This is a genomic window from Pseudomonas cerasi, from assembly GCF_027983475.1.
Classification (GTDB): Bacteria; Pseudomonadota; Gammaproteobacteria; order Pseudomonadales; family Pseudomonadaceae; genus Aquipseudomonas; species Aquipseudomonas cerasi.
In genome coordinates this window covers 115,016-129,777 of the sequence record NZ_JAQJVM010000003.1, presented here as the reverse complement: position 1 = coordinate 129,777, position 14,762 = coordinate 115,016, and the positions used below count along the sequence as shown (strand labels likewise).

14 protein-coding genes are annotated in these 14,762 nt (G+C 57.0%); all 14 read left to right on the top strand.

The window, feature by feature from the left end:
- Nucleotides 1-2: 2 nt before the first annotated feature.
- Nucleotides 3-1,694 (top strand): membrane protein insertase YidC, encoded by a 1,692-nt coding sequence (yidC, locus tag PI739_RS16790; protein ID WP_003367838.1) that lies wholly within the window; start codon nt 3-5, stop codon nt 1,692-1,694.
- Nucleotides 1,695-1,772: 78 nt separating this feature from the next.
- Nucleotides 1,773-3,143 carry a tRNA uridine-5-carboxymethylaminomethyl(34) synthesis GTPase MnmE gene (mnmE, locus tag PI739_RS16785; RefSeq protein WP_003367840.1) on the top strand — a complete coding sequence of 457 codons (1,371 nt, stop codon included), beginning with the start codon at nt 1,773-1,775 and terminating at the stop codon, nt 3,141-3,143.
- A gap of 576 nt (nt 3,144-3,719) precedes the next feature.
- Nucleotides 3,720-5,612 (top strand): tRNA uridine-5-carboxymethylaminomethyl(34) synthesis enzyme MnmG, encoded by a 1,893-nt coding sequence (gene mnmG / locus PI739_RS16780; RefSeq protein WP_003367842.1) that lies wholly within the window; start codon nt 3,720-3,722, stop codon nt 5,610-5,612.
- Entirely contained in the window at nt 5,609-6,253 is a 645-nt protein-coding gene (gene rsmG, locus PI739_RS16775; protein WP_003367844.1) for a 16S rRNA (guanine(527)-N(7))-methyltransferase RsmG, read from the top strand. The genes mnmG and rsmG overlap by 4 nt, the downstream gene beginning before the upstream one ends.
- An 18-nt stretch (nt 6,254-6,271) precedes the next feature.
- Nucleotides 6,272-7,063 (top strand): ParA family protein, encoded by a 792-nt coding sequence (locus tag PI739_RS16770; RefSeq protein ID WP_002555991.1) that lies wholly within the window; start codon nt 6,272-6,274, stop codon nt 7,061-7,063.
- Nucleotides 7,064-7,072: 9 nt separating this feature from the next.
- Nucleotides 7,073-7,945: a ParB/RepB/Spo0J family partition protein gene (locus tag PI739_RS16765; protein ID WP_003432741.1), complete on the top strand. Its 873-nt coding sequence runs from the start codon at nt 7,073-7,075 to the stop codon at nt 7,943-7,945.
- A gap of 146 nt (nt 7,946-8,091) precedes the next feature.
- Nucleotides 8,092-8,499: a F0F1 ATP synthase subunit I gene (locus tag PI739_RS16760; RefSeq protein WP_002555989.1), complete on the top strand. Its 408-nt coding sequence runs from the start codon at nt 8,092-8,094 to the stop codon at nt 8,497-8,499.
- Between the two features lie 16 nt (nt 8,500-8,515).
- Nucleotides 8,516-9,385 (top strand): F0F1 ATP synthase subunit A, encoded by an 870-nt coding sequence (atpB, locus tag PI739_RS16755; protein WP_003315954.1) that lies wholly within the window; start codon nt 8,516-8,518, stop codon nt 9,383-9,385.
- A gap of 138 nt (nt 9,386-9,523) precedes the next feature.
- On the top strand, nt 9,524-9,781 hold the full coding sequence (atpE, locus tag PI739_RS16750; protein WP_002555987.1) for a F0F1 ATP synthase subunit C: 258 nt from the start codon (nt 9,524-9,526) through the stop codon (nt 9,779-9,781).
- Between the two features lie 57 nt (nt 9,782-9,838).
- Nucleotides 9,839-10,309 carry a F0F1 ATP synthase subunit B gene (locus PI739_RS16745; protein WP_002555986.1) on the top strand — a complete coding sequence of 157 codons (471 nt, stop codon included), beginning with the start codon at nt 9,839-9,841 and terminating at the stop codon, nt 10,307-10,309.
- A gap of 12 nt (nt 10,310-10,321) precedes the next feature.
- Nucleotides 10,322-10,858 carry a F0F1 ATP synthase subunit delta gene (locus PI739_RS16740; protein WP_003315956.1) on the top strand — a complete coding sequence of 179 codons (537 nt, stop codon included), beginning with the start codon at nt 10,322-10,324 and terminating at the stop codon, nt 10,856-10,858.
- Between the two features lie 21 nt (nt 10,859-10,879).
- Entirely contained in the window at nt 10,880-12,424 is a 1,545-nt protein-coding gene (gene atpA, locus PI739_RS16735) for a F0F1 ATP synthase subunit alpha (protein WP_002555984.1), read from the top strand.
- Nucleotides 12,425-12,474: 50 nt separating this feature from the next.
- Complete coding sequence (atpG, locus tag PI739_RS16730; RefSeq protein WP_003367855.1) at nt 12,475-13,335, top strand: F0F1 ATP synthase subunit gamma; 861 nt, start codon at nt 12,475-12,477, stop codon at nt 13,333-13,335.
- A 27-nt stretch (nt 13,336-13,362) separates the two neighbouring features.
- A complete protein-coding gene (gene atpD, locus PI739_RS16725; RefSeq protein WP_002555982.1) occupies nt 13,363-14,742 on the top strand; it encodes a F0F1 ATP synthase subunit beta in 1,380 nt (459 codons plus the stop codon).
- Nucleotides 14,743-14,762: the final 20 nt, after the last annotated feature.

Genomic DNA, 14,762 nt, shown 5'->3' with positions numbered 1-14,762 from the left:
TCATGGATATTAAACGCACGATCCTGATCGTCGCCCTGGCAATCGTGACCTACGTCGGGGTTCTGAAATGGAACCAAGACTATGGCCAGGCTGCCATGCCGACCCAGAATGTTGCAGCCAGCAGCACCGCACCGGGTATTCCGGACACGGCCGCTGGTACTAATGGTTCTGCAAGTGCCGATGTTCCAAGCGCAAGCGCTACTGCCAATACGGCTGCAGCACCTCTTGAAACTCCGGCCGTAGCCAGCAAAGACCTTATCCACGTCAAGACCGATGTGCTCGATCTGGCGATCGATCCGGTGGGTGGCGACGTCGTTCAGCTTCGTTTGCCTCTGTACCCGCGTCGTCAGGATCGTCCTGACGTTCCGTTCCAGTTGTTCGACAACGGCGGCGAGCGTACTTTTCTGGCACAAAGCGGCCTGACCGGGACCAATGGTCCGGATGCACGCGCTGCCGGTCGTCCGGTTTACACCTCCACACAAAAGACTTATCAACTGGCTGATGGCCAGGACACGATGGTCGTGGATCTGAAATTCTCGGAAAACGGCGTCAATTACATCAAGCGCTTCACCTTCAAGCGCGGTCTGTACGATCTGGTCATGACTTACGTTGTGGATAACCAGAGCGCACAACCCTGGTCCGGTAATCTGTTCGCGCAATTGAAGCGCGATGCCAGCTCCGATCCTTCCTCGACGACTGCTACTGGCACCGCTACCTACCTGGGCGCTGCCCTGTGGACTGCGGCCGAGCCGTACAAGAAAGTGTCGATGAAAGATATCGACAAGGGCCAGGTCAAGGAAACTGTCCAGGGCGGTTGGGTTGCATGGCTGCAGCACTACTTCGTGACTGCGTGGATTCCCGATCACAATGCCACCAACGCTGTTCAGACCCGCAAAGATAGCCAGGGCAACTACATCATCGGCTTCACCAGCCCGACTCTCTCGGTTGCACCCGGTGCACAAGGTGAAACCAGCGCTACCCTGTATGCAGGTCCGAAAAGCCAGGCGGTACTCAAAGAGTTATCCCCAGGTCTGGAGCTGACCGTCGATTATGGTTTCCTGTGGTTCATTGCCCAGCCTATCTTTTGGCTGCTGCAACATATCCACGCCATCCTCGGCAACTGGGGCTGGTCGATCATTGTCCTGACCATGCTGATCAAAGGCCTTTTCTTCCCGCTTTCCGCAGCCAGCTACAAGTCGATGGCACGCATGCGCGCCGTGGCTCCGAAGCTTGCATTGCTGAAAGAGCAGCATGGCGATGATCGTCAGAAGATGTCCCAGGCAATGATGGAGCTGTACAAGAAAGAGAAGATCAACCCGCTGGGTGGATGCTTGCCGATTCTTGTACAAATGCCGGTTTTCCTTTCGCTGTACTGGGTACTCCTGGAAAGCGTGGAAATGCGTCAGGCACCGTGGATCCTGTGGATAACCGACCTGTCGATCAAGGACCCGTTCTTCATCCTGCCGATCATCATGGGCGCGACCATGTTCATCCAGCAGCGTTTGAACCCGACTCCGCCGGACCCGATGCAGGCCAAGGTCATGAAAATGATGCCGATCATTTTCACGTTCTTCTTCCTGTGGTTCCCTGCCGGTCTGGTTCTGTACTGGGTTGTGAACAACACCCTGTCGATCGCTCAGCAGGCTTACATCACTCGCAAGATCGAAGCGGCTACCAAGAAAGCAGCTGTCTGATCTAACCTGTGAATAAGTTCTACAAGACGCCCCCTCGTGGGGCGTTTTGCTATCCGTCATTTGTCCGGGAGCCGGAGCATGAACGTTCCTCGTGAAACCATTGCCGCCATCGCCACAGCCCAGGGGCGGGGCGGTGTTGGTATTGTCAGGGTGTCAGGTCCTCTGGCGGGCAGGGCCGCCGAAGCCATTATCGGTCGGACCCTCAAGCCACGATTTGCCCATTACGGACCTTTTGTCGATGATGCCGGACAGGTACTCGATGAAGGGATCGCGCTGTATTTTCCGGGACCCAACTCGTTCACCGGCGAGGACGTGCTGGAACTTCAGGGCCACGGCGGCCCCATCGTTCTGGACATGCTGCTGCAGCGCTGCCTGCAACTGGGCAGCAGACTGGCTCGTCCGGGCGAGTTCAGTGAGCGCGCCTTTCTCAATGACAAGCTGGATCTTGCCCAGGCAGAAGCCATTGCCGACCTGATCGAGGCGAGTTCTGCACAGGCAGCGCGCAATGCACTGCGCTCTTTGCAGGGTGCTTTTTCGCGGCGTGTGGATAACTTGACCGAGAAATTGATCAGCCTGCGCATCTATGTGGAAGCTGCAATCGACTTCCCCGAAGAGGAAATCGACTTCCTTGCCGATGGCCACGTTCTGAACATGCTGGATGACGTACGTGCCGAGTTATCCACAGTGTTGCGTGAAGCCGGGCAGGGTGCCCTGTTACGCGACGGCATGACCGTAGTGATTGCCGGACGCCCCAATGCGGGCAAATCCAGTCTGCTGAATGCTTTGGCGGGCAGGGAGGCGGCAATTGTCACCGAGATCGCCGGCACAACCCGCGATGTACTGCGTGAACATATCCACATAGACGGAATGCCGTTGCACGTCGTCGACACTGCAGGGCTGCGGGATACTCAAGACCAGGTGGAAATGATCGGCGTGCAGCGCGCACTCAAGGCCATCGGCGAAGCTGACCGGATTCTGCTGGTGGTGGATGCGACCGCTCCGGAGGCAGCAGACCCGTTCGCACTGTGGCCGGAATTCCTCGAGCAGCGCCCGGACCCGTCGAAAGTCACGCTGATCCGCAACAAGGCAGATCTGAGTGGAGACCCCGTCGATCTGCAAACCAGCGTAGATGGCCACGTCACCATCAGCCTGAGCGCCAGGTCTGGTGGCGAAGGGCTTGAACTGCTGCGCGAGCATCTCAAGGCCTGCATGGGCTATGAACAAACCTCGGAAAGCAGCTTCAGCGCGCGTCGACGCCACCTTGAAGCGCTGCGCCATGCCAGTGACTCTCTGGAACACGGCAGAGCTCAACTCACCCTGGCGGGGGCCGGAGAGCTGCTGGCCGAAGATCTGCGTCAGGCACAGCAAGCGCTTGGCGAGATCACCGGCGCATTCAGTTCCGACGACCTGCTTGGCAGAATCTTCTCCAGCTTCTGCATCGGCAAGTAAACCTTCTGGCATGGCCCAGCCTGGGTCATGCCTTCAAGTACCACGAGACGCCTCTTTCAGCTGGAGTGTTATCCACATACTCGGCTTTTTCCTCCTTTAACTTTGCTTCGACACCTGAATCTGACCAACAGAAATGCCTGAGGGAAGGATTTTCTGTGCCTGATTTTTGATGAAGAGCCGGTTTTTTGTGGATTAAGCCCTGTGAATAACTGCCCTTTAGCTCGGTGGGTAAGCAGGGTGCAAACCTGAAGATAAATGCCCCTGTGGACAAGTGGCTATCTTATCAACAGGCTCAGGACGGTTATCCAAACCCCTCATCCCCACATGAACACAGACTTTTGAATCTCTGTACACATTGAAAATAAAGGCTCGTAGAGATCTATCCACAGAAAGGTAGCTCAGTAAGAATAAACATAAAAACAAGGCTTTATAAACTTTCTTCCCTTTTTATTTTCTTTATCCGCGACTTTTCCACAGCTGGTTAAATTTTGTCCAACGGGTTTCATTCAGGTGGGGTAAGTCCCTATACTTGTCAGCTATCCCAATTTCTCATCGACAACAGGCACGAGGTGCGTGGTGGATTTCCCTTCCCGTTTTGAAGTGATCGTCATCGGTGGCGGTCATGCCGGTACCGAGGCCGCACTGGCGTCGGCACGCATGGGTGTCAAAACCCTGTTGCTGACCCACAACGTGGAAACACTCGGCCAGATGAGTTGCAACCCGGCCATCGGTGGTATCGGTAAAAGCCATCTGGTCAAGGAAATCGACGCCTTGGGCGGCGCCATGGCCATGGCTACTGACAAGGGCGGTATCCAGTTCCGCGTGCTGAACAGCCGCAAGGGGCCGGCCGTACGTGCCACCCGTGCGCAGGCAGATCGCGTGCTGTACAAGGCAGCCATTCGTGAAACTCTGGAAAATCAGCCGAATCTGTGGATATTTCAGCAAGCCTGCGATGACCTGATCGTTGAACAGGATCAAGTGCGCGGCGTCGTGACCCAGATGGGTATGCGCATATTTGCCGATTCAGTGGTGTTGACCACAGGTACGTTCCTTGGCGGACTTATCCACATCGGTATGCAAAATTATTCGGGCGGTCGGGCAGGTGATCCTCCTTCGATCGCATTGGCGCAAAGACTGCGTGAACTGCCGCTGCGCGTCGGCCGCCTGAAAACCGGGACCCCGCCACGGATTGACGGACGTTCTGTGGATTTTTCGGTGATGACCGAGCAACCAGGTGACACACCGATTCCGGTCATGTCGTTCCTGGGCAACAAGGAACAGCATCCGCCGCAGGTCAGTTGCTGGATTACGCACACCAACGCGCGGACTCACGAAATCATTGCGTCCAACCTCGATCGCTCGCCGATGTATTCGGGCGTGATCGAAGGTATTGGCCCGCGTTACTGCCCGTCGATCGAAGACAAGATCCACCGGTTTGCCGACAAGGAAAGCCATCAGGTCTTCATCGAGCCGGAAGGATTGACCACGCACGAGCTGTACCCGAACGGTATCTCCACGTCGTTGCCATTCGATGTGCAACTGCAGATCGTCCGGTCGATTCGCGGCATGGAGAATGCACACATCGTTCGTCCTGGTTACGCCATCGAATATGACTATTTCGACCCGCGTGATCTGAAATACAGCCTGGAAACCAAGGTCATCGGCGGTCTGTTCTTCGCAGGCCAGATCAACGGCACGACCGGTTATGAAGAGGCCGGTGCCCAGGGTTTGCTGGCCGGGACCAATGCCGCGCTGCGCGCACAGGGTCGAGACAGCTGGTGCCCGCGTCGCGATGAAGCGTACATCGGCGTTCTGGTCGACGACCTGATCACGCTCGGTACGCAAGAGCCTTACCGGATGTTCACCTCCAGGGCCGAATACCGTTTGATCCTGCGCGAAGACAACGCTGATTTGCGACTCACCGAAAAAGGCCGCGAACTGGGCCTGGTCGACGACGCCCGCTGGGCCGCGTTCTGCACCAAGCGTGAAAGCATCGAGCTGGAAGAGCAGCGTTTGAAAAGTACCTGGGTACGTCCCGGTACCGAGCAGGGCGATGCGATTGCTGCACACTTCGGCACGCCACTGACCCACGAATACAATTTGCTCAACCTGCTGACCCGTCCGGAAATCGATTACGCCAGCCTGATTTCAATCACTGGCCAGGGCTGCATCGATCCCCAGGTCGCCGAGCAGGTAGAGATCAAGACAAAATACGCCGGTTACATTGATCGCCAGCAGGACGAAATTGCCCGTCTGCGCGCCAGTGAAGACACCCGTCTGCCGGAAGACATCGATTACGCCGCGATCTCCGGCCTGTCGAAAGAAATCCAAAGCAAGCTGGGGATAACTCGTCCGGAAACACTTGGACAGGCATCGCGTATCCCCGGCGTCACGCCTGCAGCGATATCGCTGTTGATGATCCATTTGAAAAAACGCGGCGCGGGCCGTCAGTTGGAGCAAAGCGCTTGAGTTCTATGGTCACCCCGCAACACGCCCAAGAGTTATCCACCGGTGCCCGGGAATTGGGGATTGACCTCAGCCCGGCCCAGCACGAGCAATTGCTGGCGTATCTGGCGTTGTTGATCAAGTGGAACAAGGCCTACAACCTGACTGCGGTACGCAACCCGGACGAAATGGTATCGAGGCATCTGCTCGACAGTCTCAGTGTGGTGCCCTTCATCGAAGGTACGCGCTGGATCGACGTTGGCAGCGGCGGTGGGATGCCCGGCATTCCCATGGCCATCCTGTTTCCGGAGCGCAAAGTGGCGCTGCTGGACAGCAATGGCAAGAAAACCCGGTTTCAGACCCAGGTCAAACTTGAGCTGAAACTGGATAATCTTGAAGTTATCCACAGCCGTGCAGAAAGTTATCAGCCCGAAGTGCCTTTCGACGGGATCATCTCCCGTGCATTCAGCAGCCTGGAAGACTTCACCGGCTGGACGCGTCACATGGGCGACGTCAATACACGCTGGCTGGCAATGAAAGGGCTGCATCCTGACGATGAGCTGGTAGCATTGCCCTCGGATTTTCACCTCGATAGCGCACACGCCTTGACCGTTCCGGGTTGCCAAGGCCAACGCCATCTGCTGATACTGCGCCGCACGGCATGACTGGGAACACAAGCAAGAATGGCTAAGGTATTCGCGATAGCGAACCAGAAAGGTGGGGTCGGCAAGACCACCACATGCATCAACCTCGCCGCATCGCTGGTCGCGACCAAGCGCCGTGTGCTGCTGATCGATCTCGATCCCCAGGGCAACGCGACCATGGGCAGCGGTGTGGATAAACACAACCTGGAAAACTCCGTCTACGACCTGTTGATCGGCGAATGCGATCTGGGCGAGGCCATGCAGTTTTCCGAGCACGGTGGTTATCAACTGCTTCCGGCCAACCGTGATCTGACGGCGGGCGAAGTGGTTCTGCTGGAAATGCAGATGAAAGAGAGTCGTCTGCGCAATGCGCTGGCGCCCATCCGCGAGAATTACGATTACATTCTCATCGACTGCCCACCTTCGCTGTCGATGCTGACCCTGAACGCGCTGGTTGCCGCAGACGGCGTAATTATCCCCATGCAGTGCGAGTACTTTGCACTCGAAGGTCTCAGCGACCTTGTGGATAACATCAAGCGTATTGCTGAACTGCTCAACCCGCAGCTGAAAATCGAAGGCCTGCTGCGCACCATGTATGATCCGCGGCTTAGCCTGATCAACGACGTTTCGGCGCAGCTCAAGGAACATTTCGGCGAGCAGCTGTACGACACCGTGATCCCGAGAAACATCCGTCTGGCCGAGGCACCGAGTTTCGGCATGCCCGTGCTGGCGTACGACAAGTCGTCTCGCGGTGCGCTGGCCTATCTGGCCCTGGCAAGTGAACTGGTTCGTCGTCAACGTCGCGGCGCAAAAACCGCTCAGCCAACCTAAGGAATTCCCATGGCCGTCAAGAAACGAGGTCTCGGACGTGGGTTGGACGCGCTTCTGAGCAGTCCAACCGTCAGTTCGCTGGAAGAACAGGCCGTCAAGGCCCCGCCAAGTGAGTTACAGCATGTGCCGCTGGACCTGATCCAGCGCGGCAAGTACCAGCCGCGCCGTGACATGGACCCGCAGGCACTCGAAGAGCTCGCGCAGTCGATCAAGTCGCAGGGCGTGATGCAGCCGATCGTGGTGCGTTCTATCGGTGACAACCGCTTCGAGATCATTGCGGGCGAGCGTCGCTGGCGTGCCAGCCAGCAGGCAGGTGTCGAGACGATCCCGGCGATGGTCCGCGATGTACCGGACGAAACCGCGATTGCGATGGCGCTGATCGAGAACATCCAGCGTGAGGACCTCAACCCGATCGAAGAGGCCATGGCGCTGCAGCGCTTGCAGCAGGAGTTTCAACTGACCCAGCAGCAGGTGGCCGATGCCGTCGGCAAGTCGCGAGTCAGTGTCGCCAACCTGTTACGCCTGATTGCCTTGCCGGAGGCCATCAAGACGATGCTGTCTCATGGTGACCTGGAAATGGGCCATGCGCGTGCCTTGCTCGGCTTGGGTGAAGATCGGCAGGTCGAAGGTGCGCGACACGTTGTCGCACGCGGGCTTACCGTGCGCCAGACCGAAGCACTGGTCAGGCAGTGGCTGAGCGGCAAGGCAGAGGCTGCCGAGCCGGTGAAGACCGACCCGGACATCAGCCGCCTGGAACAGCGTCTGGCCGAGCGTCTGGGCTCTGCGGTGCAGATTCGTCATGGTCAGAAGGGCAAAGGGCAATTGGTCATCCGTTACAACTCGCTGGACGAGCTTCAGGGAGTGCTCGCTCACATCCGCTGAAACAATTGCTCTGTAGCGTATAGTCGGAAATCACTACCCGACTGTTGAATAGGGGCTTAACCGCCCCTATACTCTGCGCGCATTTTGTCGGCACAAATTATGCCAAGTTATTGATTATGGCGACCGACATCAAAGGAGCAGTTGCGATGGAATCCCGCATGCCAGACCGCTTGCCGTTCTATCGCCTGGCGGTTTTCCCGCTTTTGCTGGCTCAATTGATCGTGCTGCTCATGGCCGCATTGGTGCTGTGGCAGTGGCAAGGAGTCGTTGCAGGATATTCGGGACTCTGCGGAGGCCTGATAGCCTGGCTACCCAATTTATACTTTGCTCACAAGGCATTCCGGTTTTCCGGGGCCAGAGCAGCGCAAGCCATCGTTCGGTCGTTCTACGCCGGCGAGGCAGGCAAACTGATTTTCACGGCAGTGCTTTTTGCATTGACGTTCGCAGGTGTGAAGCCTTTGGCGCCGCTGGCTGTATTCGGCGTGTTCATGTTGATCCAGGTGGTCAACTGGTTCGCTCCCCTGCTTACGAGAACAAGACTTTCGAGACCTTAGGGCGTTTGAGGCAACCATGGCAGAGCAAACAGCTTCGGGCTATATCCAGCACCACTTGCAGAACCTTACATTCGGGCACCTGCCCAATGGCGAATGGGGCTTTGCCCACACCGCAGCGGAAGCCAAGGAAATGGGTTTCTGGGCCTTCCACGTCGATACCCTCGGCTGGTCGGTTGCGTTGGGTCTGATTTTCGTTCTGATCTTCCGCATGGCGGCCAAGAAGGCAACTTCCGGCCAGCCTGGCGCACTGCAGAACTTCGTCGAAGTGCTGGTCGAGTTCGTCGACGGTAGTGTGAAAGACAGCTTCCACGGCCGCAGCGCGGTCATCGCGCCACTGGCGTTGACCATTTTCGTCTGGGTATTCCTGATGAACGCGGTCGACCTGGTACCGGTGGACTGGATTCCACAGTTGGCGATGATGATCTCGGGTGACTCGCACATTCCGTTCCGTGCCGTTTCGACCACTGACCCGAATGCCACGCTGGGCATGGCCCTGTCCGTGTTCGCACTGATCATTTTCTACAGCATCAAGGTCAAGGGCATCGGCGGTTTCATCGGCGAACTGACCCTTCACCCGTTTGGCAGCAAGAACCTGTTCGTTCAGGCGCTGTTGATCCCGGTCAACTTCCTGCTGGAATTCGTGACGCTGATCGCCAAGCCGATTTCCCTGGCTTTGCGTCTGTTCGGCAACATGTATGCTGGCGAGCTGGTCTTCATTCTGATCGCCGTGATGTTCGGCAGCGGTCTGTTGTGGCTCAGCGGTCTGGGTGTAGTGCTGCAGTGGGCGTGGGCTGTGTTCCACATCCTGATCATCACCCTGCAAGCGTTCATCTTCATGATGCTGACCATCGTCTACCTGTCGATGGCTCACGAAGATAACCATTGAGATTCGTCTCAGGACGCGTCTGATGACCGTCTCGCCACTGGCGAGGCGGTGCCCGCAAGGGCTGATGTAGAAACGATTTTGTTTTACCGCTTCAATTAAAAAAACCTAACCAATACGACGTAAAAGTCGGGAGGAAAGATGGAAACTGTAGTTGGTCTAACCGCTATCGCTGTTGCACTGTTGATCGGCCTGGGCGCACTGGGTACTGCAATCGGTTTCGGCCTGTTGGGCGGCAAGTTCCTGGAAGGCGCAGCGCGTCAGCCGGAAATGGTTCCAATGCTGCAAGTTAAAATGTTCATCGTTGCGGGCCTGCTCGACGCCGTGACCATGATCGGTGTTGGTATCGCTCTGTTCTTCACCTTTGCGAACCCCTTCGTTGGTCAACTCGCTGGCTGATCACTCGAATTTTCGAGTTGATTGGTGTGATGGACAACGAACGAGCGAGGTGTTGGCGTGAACATTAATGCAACCCTGATTGGCCAGTCCGTTGCGTTCTTCATTTTTGTGATTTTCTGCATGAAGTTCGTGTGGCCTCCGGTCATCGCGGCTTTGCACGAACGTCAGAAGAAGATCGCGGATGGACTGGACGCTGCTTCCCGAGCAGCTCGCGACCTGGAGCTGGCCCAAGAAAAAGCGGGTCAACAACTGCGCGAAGCTAAAGCTCAAGCAGCCGAGATCATTGAGCAAGCCAAGAAACGCGGTACCCAGATTGTCGACGAAGCCCGTGAAACGGCACGCGTTGAAGCTGACCGTGTGAAGGCTCAGGCTCAGGCCGAGATCGAGCAGGAACTGAACGGTGTCAAAGATGCCTTGCGCGCCCAGTTGGGTAGCCTGGCAGTCAATGGCGCAGAGAAGATTCTGGGTGCCACAATCGATCAAAACGCGCACGCGGAGCTGGTTAACAAACTGGCTGCTGAAATTTAAGCGAGGGCGATCATGGCAGAACTGACCACGTTGGCCCGACCTTACGCGAAGGCGGCCTTCGAGCATGCGCAGGCCCACCAGCAGCTGGCCAATTGGTCAGCCATGCTCGGCCTGGCTGCTGCGGTGTCGCAAGACGACACCATGCAGCGCATGCTCAAGGCCCCGCGACTGACGAGCGCACAAAAGGCCACCACTTTTATTGAAGTGTGTGGCGAAAAGTTCGATGCCAAGGCACAGAATTTCATTCACGTCGTTGCTGAAAACGACCGCCTCCCGCTCTTGCCGGAGATCGCCGAACTGTTCGACCTGTACAAGGCCGAGCAGGAAAAATCGGTCGATGTGGATGTCACCAGTGCTTTCGCATTGAACCAAGAACAGCAAGACAAACTCGCCAAGGTTCTCAGTGCACGGCTCGGCCGGGAAGTGCGCCTGCATGCTGCGGAGGATGCCTCTCTTATAGGGGGTGTCGTCATCCGCGCCGGCGACCTGGTTATCGATGGCTCAGTTCGTGGCAAGATCGCGAAACTAGCCGAAGCATTGAAATCTTGAGTTTGAAGGGGCAGCAGAGCAATGCAGCAACTCAATCCTTCCGAAATAAGTGAAATCATCAAGGGTCGCATCGACAAGCTCGATGTAACCTCCCAAGCCCGTAACGAAGGCACAGTCGTCAGCGTGTCTGACGGTATCGTGCGGATTCATGGTCTGGCCGACGTAATGTACGGCGAAATGATCGAGTTTCCGGGCGGTGTCTACGGTATGGCGCTGAACCTTGAGCAAGACTCCGTGGGTGCCGTTGTACTGGGCGCTTACACGACTCTGGCTGAAGGCATGAGCGCCAAGTGCACAGGCCGCATCCTCGAGGTTCCGGTTGGTAAGGAACTGCTGGGTCGCGTTGTCGATGCACTGGGTAACCCAGTTGACGGCAAAGGTCCGCTGAACAACACCGAGACCGATGCGGTCGAGAAAGTTGCTCCAGGCGTGATCTGGCGTAAGTCGGTAGACCAGCCTGTACAGACTGGCTACAAGGCTGTCGATGCCATGATTCCTGTCGGCCGTGGCCAGCGTGAGCTGATCATCGGTGACCGTCAGATCGGTAAAACCGCTCTGGCCATCGACGCAATCATCAACCAGAAGAACAGCGGCATCTTCTGCGTCTACGTAGCAATCGGTCAGAAGCAATCGACCATTGCCAACGTTGTTCGCAAGCTCGAAGAGAACGGCGCACTGGCTAACACCATCGTCGTGGCTGCAAGTGCTTCCGAATCCGCAGCGCTGCAGTTCCTTGCACCGTACTCGGGTTGCACCATGGGCGAGTTCTTCCGCGACCGCGGTGAAGACGCGCTGATCGTTTATGACGATCTGTCCAAGCAAGCAGTGGCTTACCGCCAGATTTCCCTGCTGCTGCGCCGTCCACCAGGCCGTGAAGCTTACCCAGGCGACGTGTTCTATCTCCACTCCCGTCTGCTGGAGCGCGCATCGCGTGTTTCCGAAGAATACGTAGAGAAGTTCACCAACGGCGCAGTGACCGGCAAAACCGGTTCCCTGACCGCACTGCCGATCATCGAAACCCAGGCTGGCGACGTTTCCGCGTTCGTTCCGACCAACGTGATTTCCATCACCGACGGTCAGATCTTCCTGGAATCGGCCATGTTCAACTCCGGCATCCGTCCGGCTGTGAACGCCGGTGTTTCGGTATCCCGTGTGGGTGGTGCCGCTCAGACCAAGATCATCAAGAAGCTTTCCGGTGGTATCCGTACCGCTCTGGCTCAGTACCGTGAACTGGCGGCATTCGCCCAGTTCGCTTCTGACCTGGACGAGGCGACCCGCAAGCAACTTGAGCATGGTCAGCGCGTTACCGAGCTGATGAAGCAGAAGCAATACGCACCAATGTCGATCGCTGACATGGCGCTGTCGCTGTATGCCGCTGAGCGTGGGTTCCTGACTGACGTCGAAATCGCCAAGATCGGCAGCTTTGAACAAGCGCTGATTGCTTACTTCAACCGCGATCACGCCGATTTGATGGCGAAGATCAACGTGAAGGGTGACTTCAATGACGAAATCGATTCTGGCATGAAAGCCGGCATCGAGAAGTTCAAGGCCACCCAAACCTGGTAAGCCGCAGCGGGGGCCGCAAGGCTCCCGCTTGCTAACCTGATAGGTGTTACATGGCAGGCGCAAAAGAGATTCGCAGCAAGATTGCGAGCATCAAAAGCACGCAAAAGATCACCAGCGCCATGGAAAAAGTGGCGGTCAGCAAAATGCGCAAGGCTCAAATGCGCATGGCTGCTAGCCGTCCTTACGCGGAGCGCATTCGTCAGGTGATTGGTCATCTGGCAAACGCCAACCCGGAGTACCGCCACCCGTTCATGATCGAGCGCCCTGTTAAGCGCGTCGGTTATGTCGTAGTGAGCAGTGACCGTGGTCTGTGTGGTGGCTTGAATACCAACCTGTTCAAGACTCTGGTCAAGGACATGGCGGTGAACCGTGAAAACGGTGTAGAGATCGATCTGTGCGTGGTCGGCAGCAAAGGTGCGGCATTTTTCCGCAACTTCGGCGGTAACGTCGTCGCTGCGATCAGCCACCTGGGCGAAGAGCCGTCGATCAACGACTTGATCGGCAGCGTCAAGGTGATGCTGGATGCCTACCTGGATGGCCGTATTGATCGCCTGTCCGTGGTATCCAACAAGTTCATCAACACCATGACCCAGCAACCAACAGTGGAGCAATTGATTCCGCTGGTGGCAACCCCGGATCAAGGGCTCAAGCACCACTGGGACTATCTCTACGAACCCGATGCCAAAGAGCTGCTAGACGGCCTTATGGTTCGCTACGTGGAATCGCAGGTGTACCAGGCGGTGGTCGAGAACAACGCAGCTGAACAAGCAGCGCGGATGATCGCGATGAAGAACGCCACAGACAACGCCGGTGATTTGATCAGCGATTTGCAGCTGATCTACAACAAGGCGCGTCAGGCAGCGATCACCCAAGAGATCTCGGAAATCGTCGGCGGCGCTGCCGCGGTTTAACGGTTCAAATATTAGAGGAACCAGCTAATGAGTAGCGGACGTATCGTTCAAATCATCGGCGCCGTGATCGACGTGGAATTCCCACGCGATAGCGTACCGAGTATCTACAACGCGCTGGAAGTTCAGAGCGCGGCAGGAACCACCCTGGAAGTTCAGCAGCAGCTGGGCGACGGCGTGGTTCGTACCATTGCGATGGGCTCCACCGAGGGCTTGAAGCGTGGTCTGGAAGTAACAGACTCTGGCGCAGCCATCTCCGTACCGGTCGGTAAAGCGACGCTGGGCCGGATCATGGACGTGCTGGGCAACCCGATCGACGAAGCTGGCCCGATCGCCACCGAAGAGCGCTGGGGCATTCACCGTCCTGCACCGTCCTTCGCTGAGCAGGCAGGCGGCAATGACCTTCTGGAAACCGGCATCAAGGTTATCGACCTGGTCTGCCCGTTCGCCAAAGGCGGTAAAGTCGGTCTGTTCGGTGGTGCCGGTGTCGGCAAGACCGTAAACATGATGGAGCTGATCCGTAACATCGCCATCGAGCACAGCGGTTATTCCGTGTTCGCCGGTGTGGGTGAGCGTACTCGTGAGGGTAACGACTTCTACCACGAGATGAAGGACTCCAACGTTCTGGACAAAGTGGCACTGGTCTACGGTCAGATGAACGAGCCGCCGGGTAACCGTCTGCGCGTAGCACTGACCGGCCTGACCATGGCCGAGAAGTTCCGTGACGAAGGTAACGACGTTCTGTTGTTCGTCGACAACATCTATCGTTACACCCTGGCCGGTACCGAAGTATCCGCACTGCTGGGCCGTATGCCTTCCGCAGTAGGTTACCAGCCGACCCTGGCTGAAGAGATGGGCACTCTGCAAGAGCGCATCACTTCCACCAAGAATGGTTCGATCACCTCGATCCAGGCCGTATACGTACCAGCGGACGACTTGACTGACCCGTCGCCAGCTACCACGTTTGCCCACTTGGACGCCACCGTCGTACTGTCCCGTGACATCGCTTCCCTGGGTATCTACCCGGCGGTAGATCCACTGGACTCGACTTCGCGCCAGCTGGACCCGAACGTCATTGGCCAGGAACACTACGACACCGCTCGCGGCGTTCAGTACGTGTTGCAGCGCTACAAAGAGCTGAAAGACATCATCGCGATCCTGGGTATGGACGAGCTGTCGGAGACCGACAAGCAGTTGGTTAACCGTGCTCGTAAGATCCAGCGCTTCCTGTCCCAGCCTTTCTTCGTGGCAGAAGTCTTCACCGGTGCTTCGGGTAAATACGTTTCCCTGAAAGACACCATTGCTGGCTTCAAAGGCATCCTCAACGGTGACTACGACCACCTGCCAGAACAAGCGTTCTACATGGTCGGCGGCATCGAAGAAGCGATCGAGAAAGCCAAGAAACTGTAATCCCGGCGCCCGGCAACGGG

What these genes read in the sequence shown, in the direction of transcription:
- PI739_RS16740 (WP_003315956.1), top strand. Translation starts at nt 10,322, where the DNA reads ATGGCAGAACTGACCACGTTGGCCCGACCTTACGCGAAGGCGGCCTTC.
- PI739_RS16765 (WP_003432741.1), top strand. Translation starts at nt 7,073, where the DNA reads ATGGCCGTCAAGAAACGAGGTCTCGGACGTGGGTTGGACGCGCTTCTG.
- PI739_RS16770 (WP_002555991.1), top strand. Translation starts at nt 6,272, where the DNA reads ATGGCTAAGGTATTCGCGATAGCGAACCAGAAAGGTGGGGTCGGCAAG.
- mnmE (WP_003367840.1), top strand. Translation starts at nt 1,773, where the DNA reads ATGAACGTTCCTCGTGAAACCATTGCCGCCATCGCCACAGCCCAGGGG.
- atpD (WP_002555982.1), top strand. Translation starts at nt 13,363, where the DNA reads ATGAGTAGCGGACGTATCGTTCAAATCATCGGCGCCGTGATCGACGTG.
- yidC (WP_003367838.1), top strand. Translation starts at nt 3, where the DNA reads ATGGATATTAAACGCACGATCCTGATCGTCGCCCTGGCAATCGTGACC.
- atpG (WP_003367855.1), top strand. Translation starts at nt 12,475, where the DNA reads ATGGCAGGCGCAAAAGAGATTCGCAGCAAGATTGCGAGCATCAAAAGC.
- atpA (WP_002555984.1), top strand. Translation starts at nt 10,880, where the DNA reads ATGCAGCAACTCAATCCTTCCGAAATAAGTGAAATCATCAAGGGTCGC.
- PI739_RS16760 (WP_002555989.1), top strand. Translation starts at nt 8,092, where the DNA reads ATGGAATCCCGCATGCCAGACCGCTTGCCGTTCTATCGCCTGGCGGTT.
- atpB (WP_003315954.1), top strand. Translation starts at nt 8,516, where the DNA reads ATGGCAGAGCAAACAGCTTCGGGCTATATCCAGCACCACTTGCAGAAC.
- atpE (WP_002555987.1), top strand. Translation starts at nt 9,524, where the DNA reads ATGGAAACTGTAGTTGGTCTAACCGCTATCGCTGTTGCACTGTTGATC.